The sequence below is a fragment of the Stenotrophomonas sp. Steno-Z4 genome, assembly GCF_056393145.1.
In genome coordinates, this window is the sequence record NZ_JBWJPC010000003.1 from 30806 (window position 1) to 45422 (window position 14617).

Consider the following 14617-nt stretch of genomic DNA (forward strand, 5'->3'; position numbering starts at 1 on the left):
GACAGTCGGCACTACATTTGCCGATACCACGATTTATTGCCATGACCAGTACCCGCCCGCATTCCCTCGCCGACTGGCTCACCTACATCGAGCAGCAGCACCCGGCCACCATCGACATGGGGCTGGAGCGCGTGCGTGCAGTGGCCACCACCATGGGCCTGGGCCAGCCGGCGCCGCACACCATCGTAGTGGGCGGCACCAACGGCAAGGGCTCCACCGTGGCCTTCATCGAGGCGATCGCGCGGGCGGCGGGCTGGAAGGTGGGCGCGTACACCTCGCCACACCTGCTGCGCTACAACGAGCGCGTGCGCATCGACGGCGAAGATGCCTCCGACGCGGAGCTCATCGGCGCCTTCAATGCCATTGAAGACGCGCGCGGCAATACCACGCTGACCTACTTCGAGTACGGCACGCTGGCCGCATTGCACCTGTTCGCGCAGGCCGGGCTCGACCTGGCCGTGCTGGAAGTGGGGCTGGGCGGGCGCCTGGATGCGGTCAACATCGTCGATGCCGACGTCGCGGTGATCACCACGGTGGACATCGACCATGCCGACTGGCTGGGCGAGGACCGCGAAGCGATCGGTGTTGAGAAGGCCGGCATCATCCGCGGCTGGAAGCCGGTGATCCTGGGCGAGACCGATCCGCCCTCCAGCGTGCTGGCGCGCGCCTACCTGCTGGGCGCCAACGCGATCCGTGGTGGCAGCGATTTCTTTGCCGATACCATCGATGCCCAGCACTGGTCCTGGCGCGACGTAGGCTTCCGCATCGAACTGCCGATGCCGGCGCTGCGCGGCCCGATCCAGCTGCGCAATGCCGCCTCGGCCATCGCCGCGCTGCGCGCGCTGGACAAACCCCTGCCGCGTGCGGCCATCGTCGAGGGCGTGGCCCAAGCCCGCATCCGCGGCCGCCTGCAGGCGTTCGAGCGTGATGGCGTGGAGGTGCTGGTCGATGTCGGCCACAACCCGCAGGCCGCGCGCGAGCTGGCGGCTGCCCTGAAGGCCGCGACGATCACCGGGCGTACCGTGGCCGTGTTCGCCGCATTGCAGGACAAGGATGCCGTCGGTGTGGTCGAGGCACTGGCCGACCGCGTCGATGGCTGGCACCTGGCCGGGCTGGAAGGTGCGCGCGCACAGAGTGCGACGGCATTGCTTGCCCGCCTGGCGGGCACCGCCGCCGCTGCGGCTGCCACCCATGACGACGTGGACACTGCGTTGCAGCAGGCGCTGTCGGCGGCCCAGGCTGGTGACCGCGTGCTGGTCTTCGGTTCCTTCCACACTGCCGCGCAGGCCTTGCTGTGGCTCGAGAACGCCCGCTGAGGCGGGCACGAGCGACAACGTTCAGCCGTCTTCGACGCCGCACGCGCGCGCGCCCGTATAATCGCCGTGGCATTCCGCCGCGCCGCCCTGCCAGCCTTCCGTGGATACTCCTCTGAAACAGCGACTGATTGGTGCCATCGTCCTGGTGGCGTTGGCCGTGATTTTCCTGCCCATGCTGGTCAAGGGGCCTGCCCCTGACAGTGGCGTGGCCAACGTGCCGATCACCGCGCCGGACGCGCCGGCCGATGGCCAGTTCCAGACCCGCGAACTGCCGCTGGTGGCCCCCACCGGTGGCGCCACCGGCCTGCAGAGCGGGGTCTCCACCACCCAGCCGCTGCAGCCCGATGCAGCCGCACCGGCCGAGCCGGCGGCCGCCGATACCTCGCCGGCCGTGGCGGCGGGCAACTATGCGGTCAGCTTTGGCGCCTACGGCAGCCAGGCCGATGCCAACGCGGTGATCGCGTTCCTCAAGAAGGCCCAGCTGCCGGGCTTCAGCGAACCGGCCACGATCAACGGCCGCCAGGCCTGGCGGGTGCGCGTGGGGCCGTATGCCGATCGCGCGCAGGCCGAAGCGGCACGCCTGGAAGCGGTCAAGGTGCGCAATGACGTCAAGGCCGAAGTGGTGACGCTGGACGCGCGCGCCGATACCGCCGTGGCTGCGGCCCCGGCACCGACGCCGACGCCGGCCACCGCGACGGCACCGGCTGCATCCAGCGCCGCTGCCGCGCCTGCTGCCGCCACGGTGAAGACCGAAACGCTGCCACCGGAACCGGTGGCGGCCGCCAAGCCGGCGCCGAAGCCGGAGGCCCCCAAGCCGGAGCCGAAGCCGGCGGCGGCCAAGCCCGAACCCGCCACCGCGGCCTCCAAGCCCGTGGCCGTGCCGACCGCACCGGCGGCCAGTAGCGTCGGCTTCGCCGTACAGCTGGGCGCCTTCGGCCAGGCGACCGAAGCCAACGCGCTGCGCGACAAAGTGCGCGCGGCCGGCTTCAGCGCCTTCGTGGAGCAGGTACGTACCGACAAGGGCACGCTCAACCGCGTGCGCGTCGGTCCCGTCGCCAACCGTGCCGAGGCGGAGAACCTCAAGGCCCAGGTTGCGTCGAAGGTCGGCGTGGCCGGCATGGTCCGGCCACATCCCTGATGCGGCCCCCCGCACATGATTGATTTCGTGCTGCTGGCGGTGATCGGCATCTCGACCCTGCTCGGGGTGATGCGCGGTTTCGTCAGCATCGTCATCAGCACGTTCTCGTGGCTGCTGGGCGGCTGGGCCGCGCTGATGTTCGGGCGCAGCGCCGCCGCGTGGTGGTCCGCCCCGGCCGCGCCGGGCACCGGCCACTATTTCGCCGGCTACCTCACCGTATTCCTGCTCGTCATGGTCTCGGTCTGGGCGATCGGCCTGGTGATCCGCCAGGCGGTGCGCTCGACCAGCCTGAACGGCGCCGATCGCATGATGGGCGGCGGCCTGGGCCTGGCCCGGGGCGGCCTGATCGCCTGCGCGCTGCTGCTGCTGGGTTCGTACACCCCGCTGACCCGTGAAGCGACCTGGCGCGAATCGCACCTGCGCGCGATGCTCGACCCCGGGGTGGGCTGGATGCAGGCCAAGATGCCGCGCATGCCGGAGCTTCCCCAGATGCCCAACCTGAAGGACATGCAGGGCCTGCAGGGGCTGCCGACGGCGCTGCCGGAGGTGAACATGGCGCAACTGCCTATCGGGGAGTTGGGCAAGCCGGGCGCGACAGGCGATAATGGCGTCCTTGGCCAGTTGCTGGGTGGGCGCGGATGGCCGCGACCGCTGGATGAGACCCCGCAGCAGGCGGTGGACCCCGCCGATGTGTGGGCCAACCAGGCACGGCCAGGCTCCCCCCAGAACATCGATCCGGCGCTCGTGCGCCCGGACGACACCGCTCCGGCACGGAACGGTTCCCCCGGCCAGGCACGGCCACCTTCACAGTAGATGGGCCCAGCCCAGCGGAGATTCGCACCATGTGTGGCATCGTCGGTATTGTCGGCAACCAGAACGTCGCCGGGCAGTTGTATGACGGCCTGACCGTCCTCCAGCATCGTGGCCAGGACGCGGCAGGCATCGCTACCGCCGATGGCACCCGCCTGCGCGTGCAGAAGGCCAACGGCCTGGTGCGCGATGTGTTCGACGCCAAGACCATGTCCACCCTGGAAGGCCGCGTCGGTATCGCCCATGTGCGCTACCCGACCGCCGGTTCGGAAGGCATGGACGAGGCGCAGCCGTTCTACGTCAATTCGCCGTACGGCATCGCGCTGGCCCACAACGGCAACCTGATCAACACCGAGGCGCTGCGCCAGCAGGTGTTCGAACAGGACCGCCGCAACGTGAACACCGATTCGGACAGCGAAGTGCTGTTGAACGTGTTCGCGTTCGAGCTGGACGCGCAGCGCCAGCTGACCCCGGAAGCGGCGATCCGTGCGGTGGCTGGCGTGCACCGCCGCTGCAAGGGCGGCTATGCGGTGATCAGCGTGGTGCTGGGCCTGGGCCTGGTCGCGTTCCGCGACCCGCACGGGATCCGCCCGCTGGTGCTGGGCAAGCGCGCGCATGCGGAAGGCGATGAGTACATCGTGGCCTCCGAATCGTCGGCGCTGGACGTGCTGGGCTTCCAGCGCGTGCGCGATGTGCGCCCGGGCGAGGCGCTGGTGATCACCGCGCGTGGCGAGCTGTTCTCGGAAGTGTGCGCCGAGCCGGCCGAGCACAGCCCGTGCATCTTCGAGTACGTGTATTTCGCGCGCCCCGATTCGATGATCGACAACGTGTCGGTGCACAAGGCGCGCATGCGCATGGGCATCAAGCTGGGCGAGAAGATCCTGCGCCTGCGCCCGGACCACGATATCGACACCATCATCCCGATCCCGGATACGTCGCGCGATGCCGCGCTGGAAATCTCCAATGTGCTGGGGGTGAAGTACCGCGAGGGCTTCATCAAGAACCGTTACATCGGCCGCACGTTCATCATGCCGGGGCAGGGTGAGCGGGTGAAGTCGGTGCGCCGCAAGCTCAACCCGATCCACCTGGAGTTCCGCAACCGGGTGGTGCTGCTGGTGGACGATTCGATCGTGCGCGGCACCACCAGCCAGCAGATCGTGCAGATGGCGCGCGACGCCGGTGCGCGCAAGGTCTACCTGGCCAGCGCGGCACCGCCGGTGCGCTATCCGAACATCTACGGCATCGACATGCCGGCGGCCGAAGAGCTGGTGGCGCACAACCGCAGCGTGGAGGAAATCGAGGCGCACCTGGGCTGCGACTGGTTGATCTACCAGGACATCGAGGACATGGAAGCGGCGGTGCGCGAAGGCAACCCGGAGCTGAAGTCGTTCGATTCGTCGTGCTTCAACGGCGTGTACCCGACCGGTATCGAGCCGGGCTATTTCGAGCGCATCCAGCAGTTGCGTTCGGACGATGCCAAGCACAAGCGCCGCGCCTGAGGCCTGGCGGTGAGCGCGACGTTGCCGCGGGACGAGGCGGCCGGTGATCTGCTGCGCGCGGCGCAGCAGTGCATGGCCGAGGCGGACCCGCTGCGCAAGGTGGCGCTGACCCAGCAGTACGCGGCGCAGTTCCGCGCGGGGCAGTTGAAGGTGCGCGCGGATGCGCCGCCGCCGGAGCCGATCCGGATGCCGGGGCGGCCGTCGCAGTTGCAGCTGGTGCATCCGCGCGATGTACCGCGGCGGGGCTTGGGCAATGCGGAGGGGCGGGCGGCGTTCATCCATGCGATCGCGCATATCGAGCTCAATGCCATCGATCTGGCGTGGGATGCGGTGTATCGCTTCCGCGGGCTGCCGGGGTCGTTCCATGCGGACTGGGTGGGGGTGGCCGATGATGAGTCGCGGCACTTCCTGCTGTTGCATGGGCGGTTGCAGGCGCACGGCCACGATTACGGCGATTTCGCCGCGCACAACGGGCTGTGGGAGATGTGCGAGAAGACGGCGCACGATGGCCTGTCGCGGATGGCGCTGGTGCCGCGGGTGCTGGAGGCGCGCGGGCTGGATGTCACGCCGGGGATGATCACCAAGCTGCGTTCGGCCAATGACCATGCTACTGCCGATGTGCTGGAGATCATCCTGCGCGAGGAAGTGGCGCATGTGGCGGCGGGGACGCGCTGGTATCGCTGGTATTGCGAGCGTGCCGGTGTGGAGCCCCGGGCGCGTTTCATCGCGCTGTTGAAGGAATATGCCAACGGGTTTCTATATGGCCCGTTCAATCTTGAGGCGCGGTTGTTGGCTGGGTTCGAGCAGGACGAGCTGGCGGACCTGATCGAGCAGGCGGGTCGTACGCCTTCAAGATCGTAGTGCCACGCCATGCGTGGCTGCTCTCCGTTCCGGCGTCATGAACGCGTAGTGCCACGCCATGCGTGGCTGCTCTCCGTTCCGGCGTCATGAACGCCTGAGACACGGCTCCGGACACTCCTGACGCCGGACAAAATGATCGACGCGGAAACGATTCGCCTTCGGATGCTTGTGCCGCGCGTTGCGCGGTTGCCACGCATGGCGTGGCACTACGAATTGCTACGTGCTTGCGGCGGCTTCATGCTGGGAATCCCGCCGCGCTAAACGTTCCGTAACACTACGCGTGTTCCGTCTTCTGTTGGCCGGTTGATGTAAAACAACCCTGGCCCGGGCCGGTACGGCAGTTCGCGCGTTGCATCGTCGGCCGCATACAACAACGCGGTGTCGCCGAGCGCGTCGAAATTCCAATGCGCCGACTGCATCAGGTAACGCTGTCGCAACAGCCGTTCCTGCGCTGCATCGAGCGCTTGGCCGGCTACCAGCCGCGCCGCAATGGGCTTCAGCTCATCCGGCAACGCCATCGCCGGATCCGCATCCGGCGTGCGTGCCCACATCACGCCGGCGGCTGCCGCGCGCTGGTGGATCAGCCTTAGGGCGACCAGCTGGTAGCGCCAGTCGATCTCGCGTTTGAGCACTACTGCGGCATGCGCGAACAGCACCCACTGCGGCAGCACGCTGTCGCTGCCGGCCACGCGCATCTGCTGCCAGCGATGCCATACGTCGACCCAGACGTTGTCTTCGCCCAGGCCCAGTGCGGCCTGCCATCGCCGGCAGGCGGCCTGCGCGCGTGCGTAGACCTGGGTGCTGCGCAGCAGGGCCAGCGGCGGGGTGGTGGTGTCGGGTACGTCGTGGGTGCGGATGCGCTGGCCCTGCGGGCGGGTGAGTAGTTTTGGCCCTTCGATGCGCTGGTCGTAGCCGCCGCCGATGTTGGCGTGCACGCCGGGCAACGCGATCTCGTCGTGTTCGGGCGCGACGGAGGTCAGTGCGAAGTAGTGGCGGTGCTCGTCGCGCGCTGTGAGCTGGACCACCTTGTCGGCGCAGCCGGCGGGCAGGGTGACGTGGGGCAGTTCGTCGCGCTGGCGCGCGTCGATCGCGACCACGGTGTCGAACAGGCCGACGAAACGCACCGGGCGGATGGCAGGGGCCGATGGCAGTGTCCAGCCGGTGCGGCGCAGCTGTTCCTGCAGCCAGAGGCGGCCGTCGGGGGCGTTGAGCCGGTTGATCGCGTCGCGCGCGGAGGCGGCGCCGCGCGAGAAGCCGAACAGGTCCAGGCGGACCGTGGTCAATGCATGGGGCGGCAGGGTGCTGGCCAAGACGCGCAGTGCTTCGGGCAGGCGTACGTCGAGGGCGCGGTGGACCTTGGCTATGACGCCGCTGGGGCCGATGCCGAACGCCAGCCCCATCAGGTCGTCGTCCTTGCCGGTGCGGGTGCCGGCGCCTTCGATGTAGATCGCCAGGGACAGCGTGCCGGGCAGTGTCGGCGTAGTCCGCCGGTGGTCGGGGTAGAGCGCGTGCAGTCGCGCGATGTTGGTCAGTCCGTTGCTGAAACTGCTGGTCAGGCGGCTCTGGTAGGGGGACGCGTCGTCGGCCAGGACGGCGGGGGCGGGTGGGCGCGGTGCGGGGGTGGTGCTGCCGGGGGGGCGCGAGGCGTGCAGCAGGTTGTCGGCGTTGTTGCGGGTGCCGTCGAAGAACAGGCCGATCTGCAGCGTGACCGGCACGGTGGTGGTCGGAGTGGGCTGCCCTGCCATGGCCTCGGTTCCCCTGTCGATGCGCGTTTAAGGTAGCGCGAAAGCGACACGCGCGCGACGTAACTGAACCGCTGTGGCCGCCGGTCACAGTTCGGAAATCTCATTGGTGCGCTCTATTGAATTCACGCGATCGATTGGCGCCAGATGGTGTGGCCTGCCGACAGGGGCGGTGGCGCGAACACGTTCACTTCCGAAGTTCACTCAACGAGAGAGGCGACATGATGTCCAGTTCGATGAGAAAGACCGCAGGTGCGATCACGTTGTTCCTGGCCGCCGTGGGTACGGCGGCGGCGGCTCCCCTGTTCCAGCCGGTGACGGTGTTGAGCCGGGCCGCTGCGGCCAGCCAGCCGGCCGCGCAGGCGGTGTTGTCGGCGCCCTCCAGCGCCGCCGTGCAGGAAGTCCGCGTTGAGGCCGGCGCGGTGGTGGCTGCGCAACGGCAGCTGGAGTTCGAGCTGCTCGGCACGCCCGTGCAGGCGCTGCAGCAGCGGGTGGAGAACCTGCCCGATGGCGGCAGCATCTGGTACGGCAGCCTGCAGAACGCGGGGTCGAAACTGACCCGCCAGGCCGGTACGCAGGATCCGGGCAACTCGGTGATCCTGGTGCGCAATGGCGATACCGTCACCGGTTCAATCCGCAAGGACGGCACGCTGTACCGGCTGCGTCCGCTCAGCGATGGCCGCCATGTGCTGGTGCAGGTGGATGAGTCGCGCATGCCGGCCGAACACCCGGCCGACTACAACACGCTGCCGAAGATCGAGATGCCGGCCAGTGATCGCGCCGGCATTGCGGCGGCCTCGTCGGGCACGCCGGCCACCATCCGGGTGCTGGTGGTGGCCACCAACGCGGCGGTGAACGCCTACGGCGGCAACATGCAGTCATTGGTGCAGCTGGCGGTGGCCGAGTCGAACCAGGGTTACACCAACAGCAACGTCGGCATCACCATGCAGCTGGCCGGGTACCAGGCCGTGGCGTACACCGAGACCGGGAACTTCAGCACCGACCTGGCACGCTTCCGCTCGACCAACGATGGCTACATGGATGCCATCCACACCACCCGCAACAGCACCGCAGCCGACGTGGCCGTGCTGATCATCAACAACAGCAGCTACTGCGGGCTGGCATCCGGGATCGGCTCGACGGCATCGACCGCCTTCGCGGCCGTGTATTGGGACTGCGCTACCGGCTACTACTCGTTCGCGCATGAGATCGGCCACCTGCAGAGCGCGCGGCACGATATCGCCACCGACTCCAGCACCTCGCCGTATGCGTACGGCCATGGGTATCGCTACCAGCCGGCCACCGGCGCGCGCTGGCGCACGATCATGGCCTACGACTGCACTTCAGGCTGCCCGCGCCTGAACTTCTGGTCCAATCCCAACATCAGCTACAACGGGATTCCGATGGGCATCGCCTCCAGTGCCGACAACCAGCGGGTGCTGGTCAACACCAAGGCGGCGGTGGCTGCGTTCCGCTGATGGTTTCCGGAGCACACGACGGGAAGGGCTGTGCCCTTCCTTGCGTGTGCTACCGGGTAGGTATCGACCGTTGGTCGATACGCTCCTACGCCAATGAATCCAGCGTCCACCCCTGCAGCGTGACGCGCAGCACCGAGCCCTGTTCGTACCAGTCGCCCAGCACGATGCGCGTGCACGCGCGGCCGCCGGCCTGCAGGCTGTGGATGGCAGGGCGGTGGGTGTGGCCATGGATCATGGTGTCCACGCCATGCCGCACGAAGGTGGCGGTGACCTCATCGGGCGCCACGTCGGTCACGGTCTCGAAAGTGGCGCGGTCGCCCTGTTTCATTTCCGACTGGCGCGCCTGGCTGGCATCGCGCGCTTTCTGCGCGAAGGCGATGCGTGCGGCCAGCGGCTGGGCCAGGAACTGGGCCTGGAACAACGGGTCGCGGGTCTGTGCGCGGAACTGCTGGTAGGCCACATCATCGGTGCACAGCAGGTCGCCGTGCTGCAGCAGCACCGGGGTGCCGTACAGGTCGATCACGCTCGGGTCGGGCAGGATGCGGAAGCCGGCGCGGCGGGCGTAGTCCTCGCCCACCAGGAAATCGCGGTTGCCGCGGATGAAGTACACCGGCACCCCGGCGTCTGCGACCGCCTTGAGCGCGTCGGCCACCGCATCGGCGGCGGGGGAGGGGGTGTCATCGCCGATCCAGGCCTCGAACAGGTCGCCCAGGATGTACAGGGCATCGGCCTGCATCGCCTCGCGGCGCAGGAAGTCCAGGAACAGGTCGGTGATGGCTGGACGGCTCGGGTCCAGATGCAGATCGGAGATGAACAGCGTAGTCATGCCGCCATTGTATTAGGTTGTCCCGGCACCGCGCAGACACGCATGGCGTGTCCCTACAAGGCGCCCGATCCCCCGCCCGGGGCGACCACGGATCGGGCGACCAAGGATCGTAGTGACACGCCATGCGTGTCAAAGCCATGACCCTGCGCACGTACACCCGCAATCAAACCGGCAACGGCAACCATTGCAGACTGGCGCCTGCCAACGCCGTGGCAATCGCCGTGGCGGCCAGCACGTCGCTGGGGTAATGCAGCCCCAGCACCACCCGCGACACCCCCACCGCCGCCGTGAACGGCACCAGCACCGGCGCCAGCCACGGGTAGTAGGCGAGCGCCACGATGGTGAACGACACCGCATGCAGGGTGTGCCCGGAAGGGAAACTGAATTCGTCCAGCGGCGCCACCCAGGCACGGATGCGCAGGTCGGCCGCATAGGGGCGGGGGCGCCGGGTCCAGCGCTTCAGGCTTTTGTACAGCAGCAACGCCATCAGGCCGGTAGCGGCCATGTGCAGCGACGCGCGCAGGCCATCGAAGCCGTCCAGCAGCACCAGTGCGCCCATCAGCGCGTACCAGAACACCCCGTCGCCGAGGCGGCTGACCACCGAGAACGCGCGGCGCACGCGGCGGTGCCGGCAATAGTGGTTGGCGCGTCGGCACCAGCGGGTTTCGCGCCCGCGCAGGGCATCAAGCGGCGTGGTCCGCATGCGACCTCCGGGCACTGGCCAGTTCGGCAAGCAGGGCCTCGAACTCGGCCACGACCTGCTGCGGATGCAGCCGCGTCATCGCCACGGCCGCATTGCGGCCCAACCGTTCGCGCTCGGTGTCGTCGCCGGCCAGCCGCACGGCCGCATCGACGAAGGCGTTGTCATCGTCCACCGCTACCCCGTTCTCATCGGTGCGCAGGTGCTCGCGGGCCGCGCCGTAATCGAATGCCACCGTAGTCAGGCCACTGGCCATCGCTTCCAGCGTGACGTTGCCGAAGGTCTCGCTGCGGCTGGGGAACAGGAACAGGTCGCCGCTGGCGAAATGGCGCGCCAGCGCATCGCCGCGCTGCACCCCACAGAAGATGAAGTCCGGGTTTTCATGGGCCAGTTTCTCGCGGGCCGGGCCATCGCCCACCCACACGAAGCGGGCCTTCGGCCGCACCTGCTGCAGCCGGCGGAACGCTTTCACCGCCAGCGCCAGGTTCTTTTCCGCCGCGATGCGTCCGACGTAGATCGCCGCGAAGCCGCTGCCGTCGATGCCCCATTCCTCGCGCAGTGCCGGGTCGCGCCGCGTCGGCTCGAACTGGCTGCTGTCCACCGCGCGCGCCAGCAGGCGCACCCGGTCGAAGCCCTGGTCGCCGAGGAACTGCTGCAGCTCCTGGGTGGGCACCAGGGTGGCATCGGCCTGGTTGTGGAAGCGCCGCATCCAGCGCAGGGCGGCAGCCTGCAACCAGGCCACGCCGTAGTCGGGCAGGTATTCGTCGAAGCGGGTGTGGAAGCCGGTGGCGACCGGGATGCCCAGGCGCCGCGCGGTGCGCAGTGCCGACCAGCCCAGCGGGCCCTCGGTGGCGATGTAGATGGCGTCGGGGCGCTGCTGCTGCCACTGCCGGGCGAGCCGCTTGGGGGCCGGCAGGCCGAAGCGCAGGCCGGGGTAGCGGGGCAGCCCGGCGCCCTGCACCAGCAGCGCGCCGCCGGCATCGGTGTCGTCGGCCTGGCGCGGGCGCACCAGGTCCACCTCATGCCCGGCCGCGCGCAGTCCCTGTTCCAGTCCCTGCACGGTCAGGGCAACGCCGTTGACTTCGGGGGGATACGTTTCAGTGACGATGGCATAGCGCATGGCGGGCCTCCGGTTTGAAGGCATGCTCGGGGCTGGCGATGTAGCCGACATGACATCGACATGACCAGCACATGACGCCGCGCCGGGCACAAAAAAACCACGGCCCCGAAGGGCCGTGGTCATCGTGCATCAACCGCGCGGGGCGATCAGAAACGCTGCTGGTACTTCATGTAGATGAAGCGACCGATGTCGTAACCGCCGTAGTACGAGAAGGCCGAGTTCGGCTTGCTGTACATGATCGGGCCCAGCTTGTCGAAGACGTTGTTGGCGCCGACCGACACGGTGGCTTCCCACGGCAGGTTGTAGCGGAACTGCAGGTCGTGGAAGGTGACCGAACCACGCTCGTTGTAGTTGCGCGAGCCCTTGTACCACGGTGCGTACTGGTTCGGATCCGAGCACTCTTCCGGGTACAGCGCGATGTTGGCGCACTGTTCCTTCACCCCGGAGTAGTAGCGGGCGGTCCAGCTCATGCCGAAGTTTTCCAGGTCCCAACCCAGCACCAGGTTGGAGCGGACGCGGAAGCCGCTGCCGATGCCGTTGGTGGGGGTCGGCACGACGCTGGCGTCATTGGTCGAACGGTAGATGTTGCTCGACACGTAGGTGGTGGCCGAGTTCAGCGAGAACTTGCCGAAGTCGGTGTCCATCCGGTAGTTCAGGTCCAGGTCGTAGCCTTCGGTTTCGAGGAAACCGGCGTTGCGGTTGCCGAACTTCAGGTTGGTCACGATGCCGGTGACCGGATCGCGTTCGAAGCGCGAGCAGCGCGCGTCGATGCCCTGCTCATAGCAGTCGATCAGGATCTGGGTGGGGGTGTCGGCAATGATCGTGTTGTCGATGCGGATCTTCCACCAGTCCAGCGAGGCGTTGAAGTTCTGGATGAAGCCGGGGCTCCACACCAGGCCCAGCGTCTTGCTCTTGGAGGTTTCCGGGGTCAGCGTCGGGTTGGAGCCGGAGGTGAACGGCACCGGGGTGGCATCGGTTGCCACGGTCACCGGCGTGCCGCCCTGGCGCAGCTGGCGGAACGTGGCGGCGCTGGCGATGTCACGCGAGCAGCGGGCGCGCACTTCGGCGCTGGTGCGCGAGGAGCCGAACACGGTGTCGCACGGATCGCTGAACTGCGCGAAGGTTTCCGAACCGCCACCGAACAGGTCGTTGATGGTGGGCGAACGGAAGCCTTCGGCCCAGGTACCGCGCACCATCAGCGAGTCGATCGGCTTCCACTTGAAACCGAACTTGCTGTTGAGCGTGTTGCCGAAGGTGTCGTAGTCCGAGAAGCGGGTGGCGCCGTTGAAGGTCAGTTCCTTCGCACCGGGCAGGTCGGCCAGCACCGGGATGTTGAGCTCCAGGTAGGCTTCGTTGACGGTGTAGTCGCCACCGGTCGGGCCGGCGGCCAGGTTGGTGGTGGCACCGGTCTGGGCCAGCGCATCGGGGGTGTACTTGCCTTCTTCCTTGCGGCTTTCAACGCCGAAGGCGAAGCCCAGGTCGCCGGCCGGCAGGGTGAAGACGGAGCCGGCGATGTTGGCGAAGAAGTTCTTCGAGGTGGTGCGGCCCTTGGTGGTTTCTTCCGGGAACAGCCAGGCCTGCAGCTCTTCGTTGCCATACAGGCCGTTCGGCGCGGTCACGCCGTACGCCACCAGCGGGTTCCACGGCTTGCACACGTCGAACGAGATCGGGGCGGCGGCGGTACCGCACTGCACCTGGCCCTGCGCGTTGAGGAACGACGGACCCACGCCGCCGGCGACGCGCGCCTTGTGCAGGTTGCCGGTGGCCACCGATTCCAGTTCATTGCGGTTGTACTGGTAGCCCGCTTCCCAGTCGAAGTAGCGCTCGCCGATGTCGAACGAACCGTCGAACGAGGCCACCGCGCGATAGGTCTTCAGGTTGCTGGTGGTAACGCGCGGAACTTCCCAGGTACGACGGTTCCAGGCCACCGCGGTCGGCGTGGCATAGCCGTGCTGGTTGCCGAACGGATTGAAGTAGCTGTTGATCGACATCGAGCCGACCCCGGCGGTGCTGGACTGCAGCGGGTAACCGGCGATCTGGCGGGTCGACTCCCGCTCGTTGTAACCCAGCTCGGTGCGGAAGTTGATGCTGTCGGTGATCGCAAAGCGACCATCGAAGTACACCGAATCGCGCTTGAGCGGATACATCACGTGCATCTGGTCGTTGGCGTTGCTCACATCACCGGTGAACGGGGTGGTGTCGGTGCGGTGGTAGTTGCCCGGCAGGGTCGGGTCCGAACCACGGTTGAGCGAGTAACCGCAGCCAGCAGTGGCGGTGCAGCCTGGGCCGCGCAGACCGGTGATCTGGCCGTACTGGCTGATGGTGGTCCAGTTGCTGGAATCCAGCGGGTGGCGATCGGTCATGCCGTACTGGCTGAAGCCACGGTCGCGCGCCCACACGCCCTTCTCTTCAGCGTGTTCGGCCGACAGGGTCAGCGAGATGCGGTCATTGCTCCAGCCGGCCACCACGTCGAAGCGGTCGCGGGCGCCGTCGCCTTCGCTGTACTGCCCGTGGTAGACGTTGGCGGTGACGCCGGTGACGTTGCCGCGGGTGATGATGTTGACCACGCCGGCCATCGCGTCGGAACCATAGATGGCCGAGGCGCCGTCCTTCAGCACTTCGATGCGCTCGACGGCGGAGACGGGCAGGGTCGACACGTCCTGGTAGCCGGAGGTGCTGATGCCAAGCCGCTTGCCATTGACCAGCACCAGCGTGCGCTGGGTGCCCAGGTTGCGCATGTCGATGTAGGTGCCGCCGGCGTTCTCACCGGCGGTCAGCGCGTTGGCGCGGCTGATCGTCGGGCTGCCCATGGCGGTCACGTTCTGCAGGATGTCGGCGACCGAGCTGAAGCCCTGGCGCTCGATGTCGGTGCGGCTGATCGCAAACACCGGCTGCGCGGTTTCCACGTCCACCGTACGGATGCGCGAACCGGTGATCTCGATGCGATCCAGGTTGGTGGGGTTCGGCGCGTCCTGTGCCATGGCCGGGGCGGCCACCAGGCCAGCGGTACCGGCGACCAGGGCATAGCGGATCGCCTGCCCGAGTACGTTGATGCGTGAAGTCATTTGGCTCTCTCTCTGGTTCAGAACTGAATCAAAAGAGGTCGGCGGGGTCCCAAGTGTCCCGC

11 protein-coding genes are annotated in these 14617 nt (G+C 67.8%); 6 read left to right on the forward strand and 5 right to left on the reverse strand.

Going from position 1 to position 14617, the window contains the following annotated elements; genetic code table 11:
• Positions 1 to 41: 41 nt before the first annotated feature.
• The 5 genes from folC to AC06E7_RS08850 all read left to right on the forward strand — a co-directional run bounded on the left by folC (position 42) and on the right by AC06E7_RS08850 (position 5624).
• Positions 42 to 1316, forward strand: a complete 1275-nt coding sequence (gene folC, locus AC06E7_RS08830; protein WP_478064221.1) for a bifunctional tetrahydrofolate synthase/dihydrofolate synthase — start codon at positions 42 to 44, stop codon at positions 1314 to 1316.
• Between the two features lie 100 nt (positions 1317 to 1416).
• Positions 1417 to 2454 carry an SPOR domain-containing protein gene (locus AC06E7_RS08835; protein WP_478064222.1) on the forward strand — a complete coding sequence of 346 codons (1038 nt, stop codon included), beginning with the start codon at positions 1417 to 1419 and terminating at the stop codon, positions 2452 to 2454.
• A 15-nt stretch (positions 2455 to 2469) separates the two neighbouring features.
• A complete protein-coding gene (locus AC06E7_RS08840) occupies positions 2470 to 3267 on the forward strand; it encodes a CvpA family protein (protein WP_093534622.1) in 798 nt (265 codons plus the stop codon).
• A 29-nt stretch (positions 3268 to 3296) separates the two neighbouring features.
• On the forward strand, positions 3297 to 4763 hold the full coding sequence (purF, locus tag AC06E7_RS08845; protein ID WP_068849542.1) for an amidophosphoribosyltransferase: 1467 nt from the start codon (positions 3297 to 3299) through the stop codon (positions 4761 to 4763).
• 72 nt (positions 4764 to 4835) lie between these two features.
• Positions 4836 to 5624, forward strand: coding sequence for a ferritin-like domain-containing protein (locus tag AC06E7_RS08850; protein ID WP_217537667.1), 789 nt, complete (start codon positions 4836 to 4838; stop codon positions 5622 to 5624).
• 257 nt (positions 5625 to 5881) lie between these two features.
• Here AC06E7_RS08850 and AC06E7_RS08855 read toward each other — a convergent pair whose 3' ends face one another.
• The gene (locus AC06E7_RS08855; RefSeq protein WP_478064225.1) at positions 5882 to 7369 is read right to left on the reverse strand and encodes a DUF2235 domain-containing protein; all 1488 of its coding nucleotides are present in this window, start codon (positions 7367 to 7369) and stop codon (positions 5882 to 5884) included.
• Positions 7370 to 7587: 218 nt separating this feature from the next.
• Between AC06E7_RS08855 and AC06E7_RS08860 the strand changes: the two genes are divergently transcribed.
• Positions 7588 to 8844, forward strand: a complete 1257-nt coding sequence (locus tag AC06E7_RS08860) for a zinc-dependent metalloprotease (RefSeq protein WP_478064226.1) — start codon at positions 7588 to 7590, stop codon at positions 8842 to 8844.
• Between the two features lie 85 nt (positions 8845 to 8929).
• On the opposite strand, the gene lpxH is transcribed toward AC06E7_RS08860, so the two are convergent.
• The 4 genes from lpxH to AC06E7_RS08880 form a co-directional block, all read right to left on the reverse strand.
• Positions 8930 to 9670 carry a UDP-2,3-diacylglucosamine diphosphatase gene (gene lpxH / locus AC06E7_RS08865; protein ID WP_478064227.1) on the reverse strand — a complete coding sequence of 247 codons (741 nt, stop codon included), beginning with the start codon at positions 9668 to 9670 and terminating at the stop codon, positions 8930 to 8932.
• A gap of 163 nt (positions 9671 to 9833) precedes the next feature.
• Positions 9834 to 10373: a phosphatase PAP2 family protein gene (locus tag AC06E7_RS08870; RefSeq protein WP_068849550.1), complete on the reverse strand. Its 540-nt coding sequence runs from the start codon at positions 10371 to 10373 to the stop codon at positions 9834 to 9836.
• Positions 10354 to 11490, reverse strand: coding sequence for a glycosyltransferase family 4 protein (locus tag AC06E7_RS08875; protein ID WP_478064229.1), 1137 nt, complete (start codon positions 11488 to 11490; stop codon positions 10354 to 10356). Before AC06E7_RS08875 ends, AC06E7_RS08870 begins: the two co-directional genes overlap by 20 nt.
• 146 nt (positions 11491 to 11636) lie before the next feature.
• Entirely contained in the window at positions 11637 to 14555 is a 2919-nt protein-coding gene (locus tag AC06E7_RS08880; protein WP_478064230.1) for a TonB-dependent receptor domain-containing protein, read from the reverse strand.
• Between the last annotated feature and the right edge of the window lie 62 nt (positions 14556 to 14617).

What these genes read in the sequence shown, in the direction of transcription:
- folC (WP_478064221.1), top strand. Translation starts at nt 42, where the DNA reads ATGACCAGTACCCGCCCGCATTCCCTCGCCGACTGGCTCACCTACATC.
- AC06E7_RS08840 (WP_093534622.1), top strand. Translation starts at nt 2,470, where the DNA reads ATGATTGATTTCGTGCTGCTGGCGGTGATCGGCATCTCGACCCTGCTC.
- purF (WP_068849542.1), top strand. Translation starts at nt 3,297, where the DNA reads ATGTGTGGCATCGTCGGTATTGTCGGCAACCAGAACGTCGCCGGGCAG.
- AC06E7_RS08850 (WP_217537667.1), top strand. Translation starts at nt 4,836, where the DNA reads ATGGCCGAGGCGGACCCGCTGCGCAAGGTGGCGCTGACCCAGCAGTAC.
- AC06E7_RS08855 (WP_478064225.1), bottom strand. Translation starts at nt 7,369, where the DNA reads ATGGCAGGGCAGCCCACTCCGACCACCACCGTGCCGGTCACGCTGCAG.
- AC06E7_RS08860 (WP_478064226.1), top strand. Translation starts at nt 7,588, where the DNA reads ATGATGTCCAGTTCGATGAGAAAGACCGCAGGTGCGATCACGTTGTTC.
- lpxH (WP_478064227.1), bottom strand. Translation starts at nt 9,670, where the DNA reads ATGACTACGCTGTTCATCTCCGATCTGCATCTGGACCCGAGCCGTCCA.
- AC06E7_RS08870 (WP_068849550.1), bottom strand. Translation starts at nt 10,373, where the DNA reads ATGCGGACCACGCCGCTTGATGCCCTGCGCGGGCGCGAAACCCGCTGG.
- AC06E7_RS08875 (WP_478064229.1), bottom strand. Translation starts at nt 11,490, where the DNA reads ATGCGCTATGCCATCGTCACTGAAACGTATCCCCCCGAAGTCAACGGC.
- AC06E7_RS08880 (WP_478064230.1), bottom strand. Translation starts at nt 14,555, where the DNA reads ATGACTTCACGCATCAACGTACTCGGGCAGGCGATCCGCTATGCCCTG.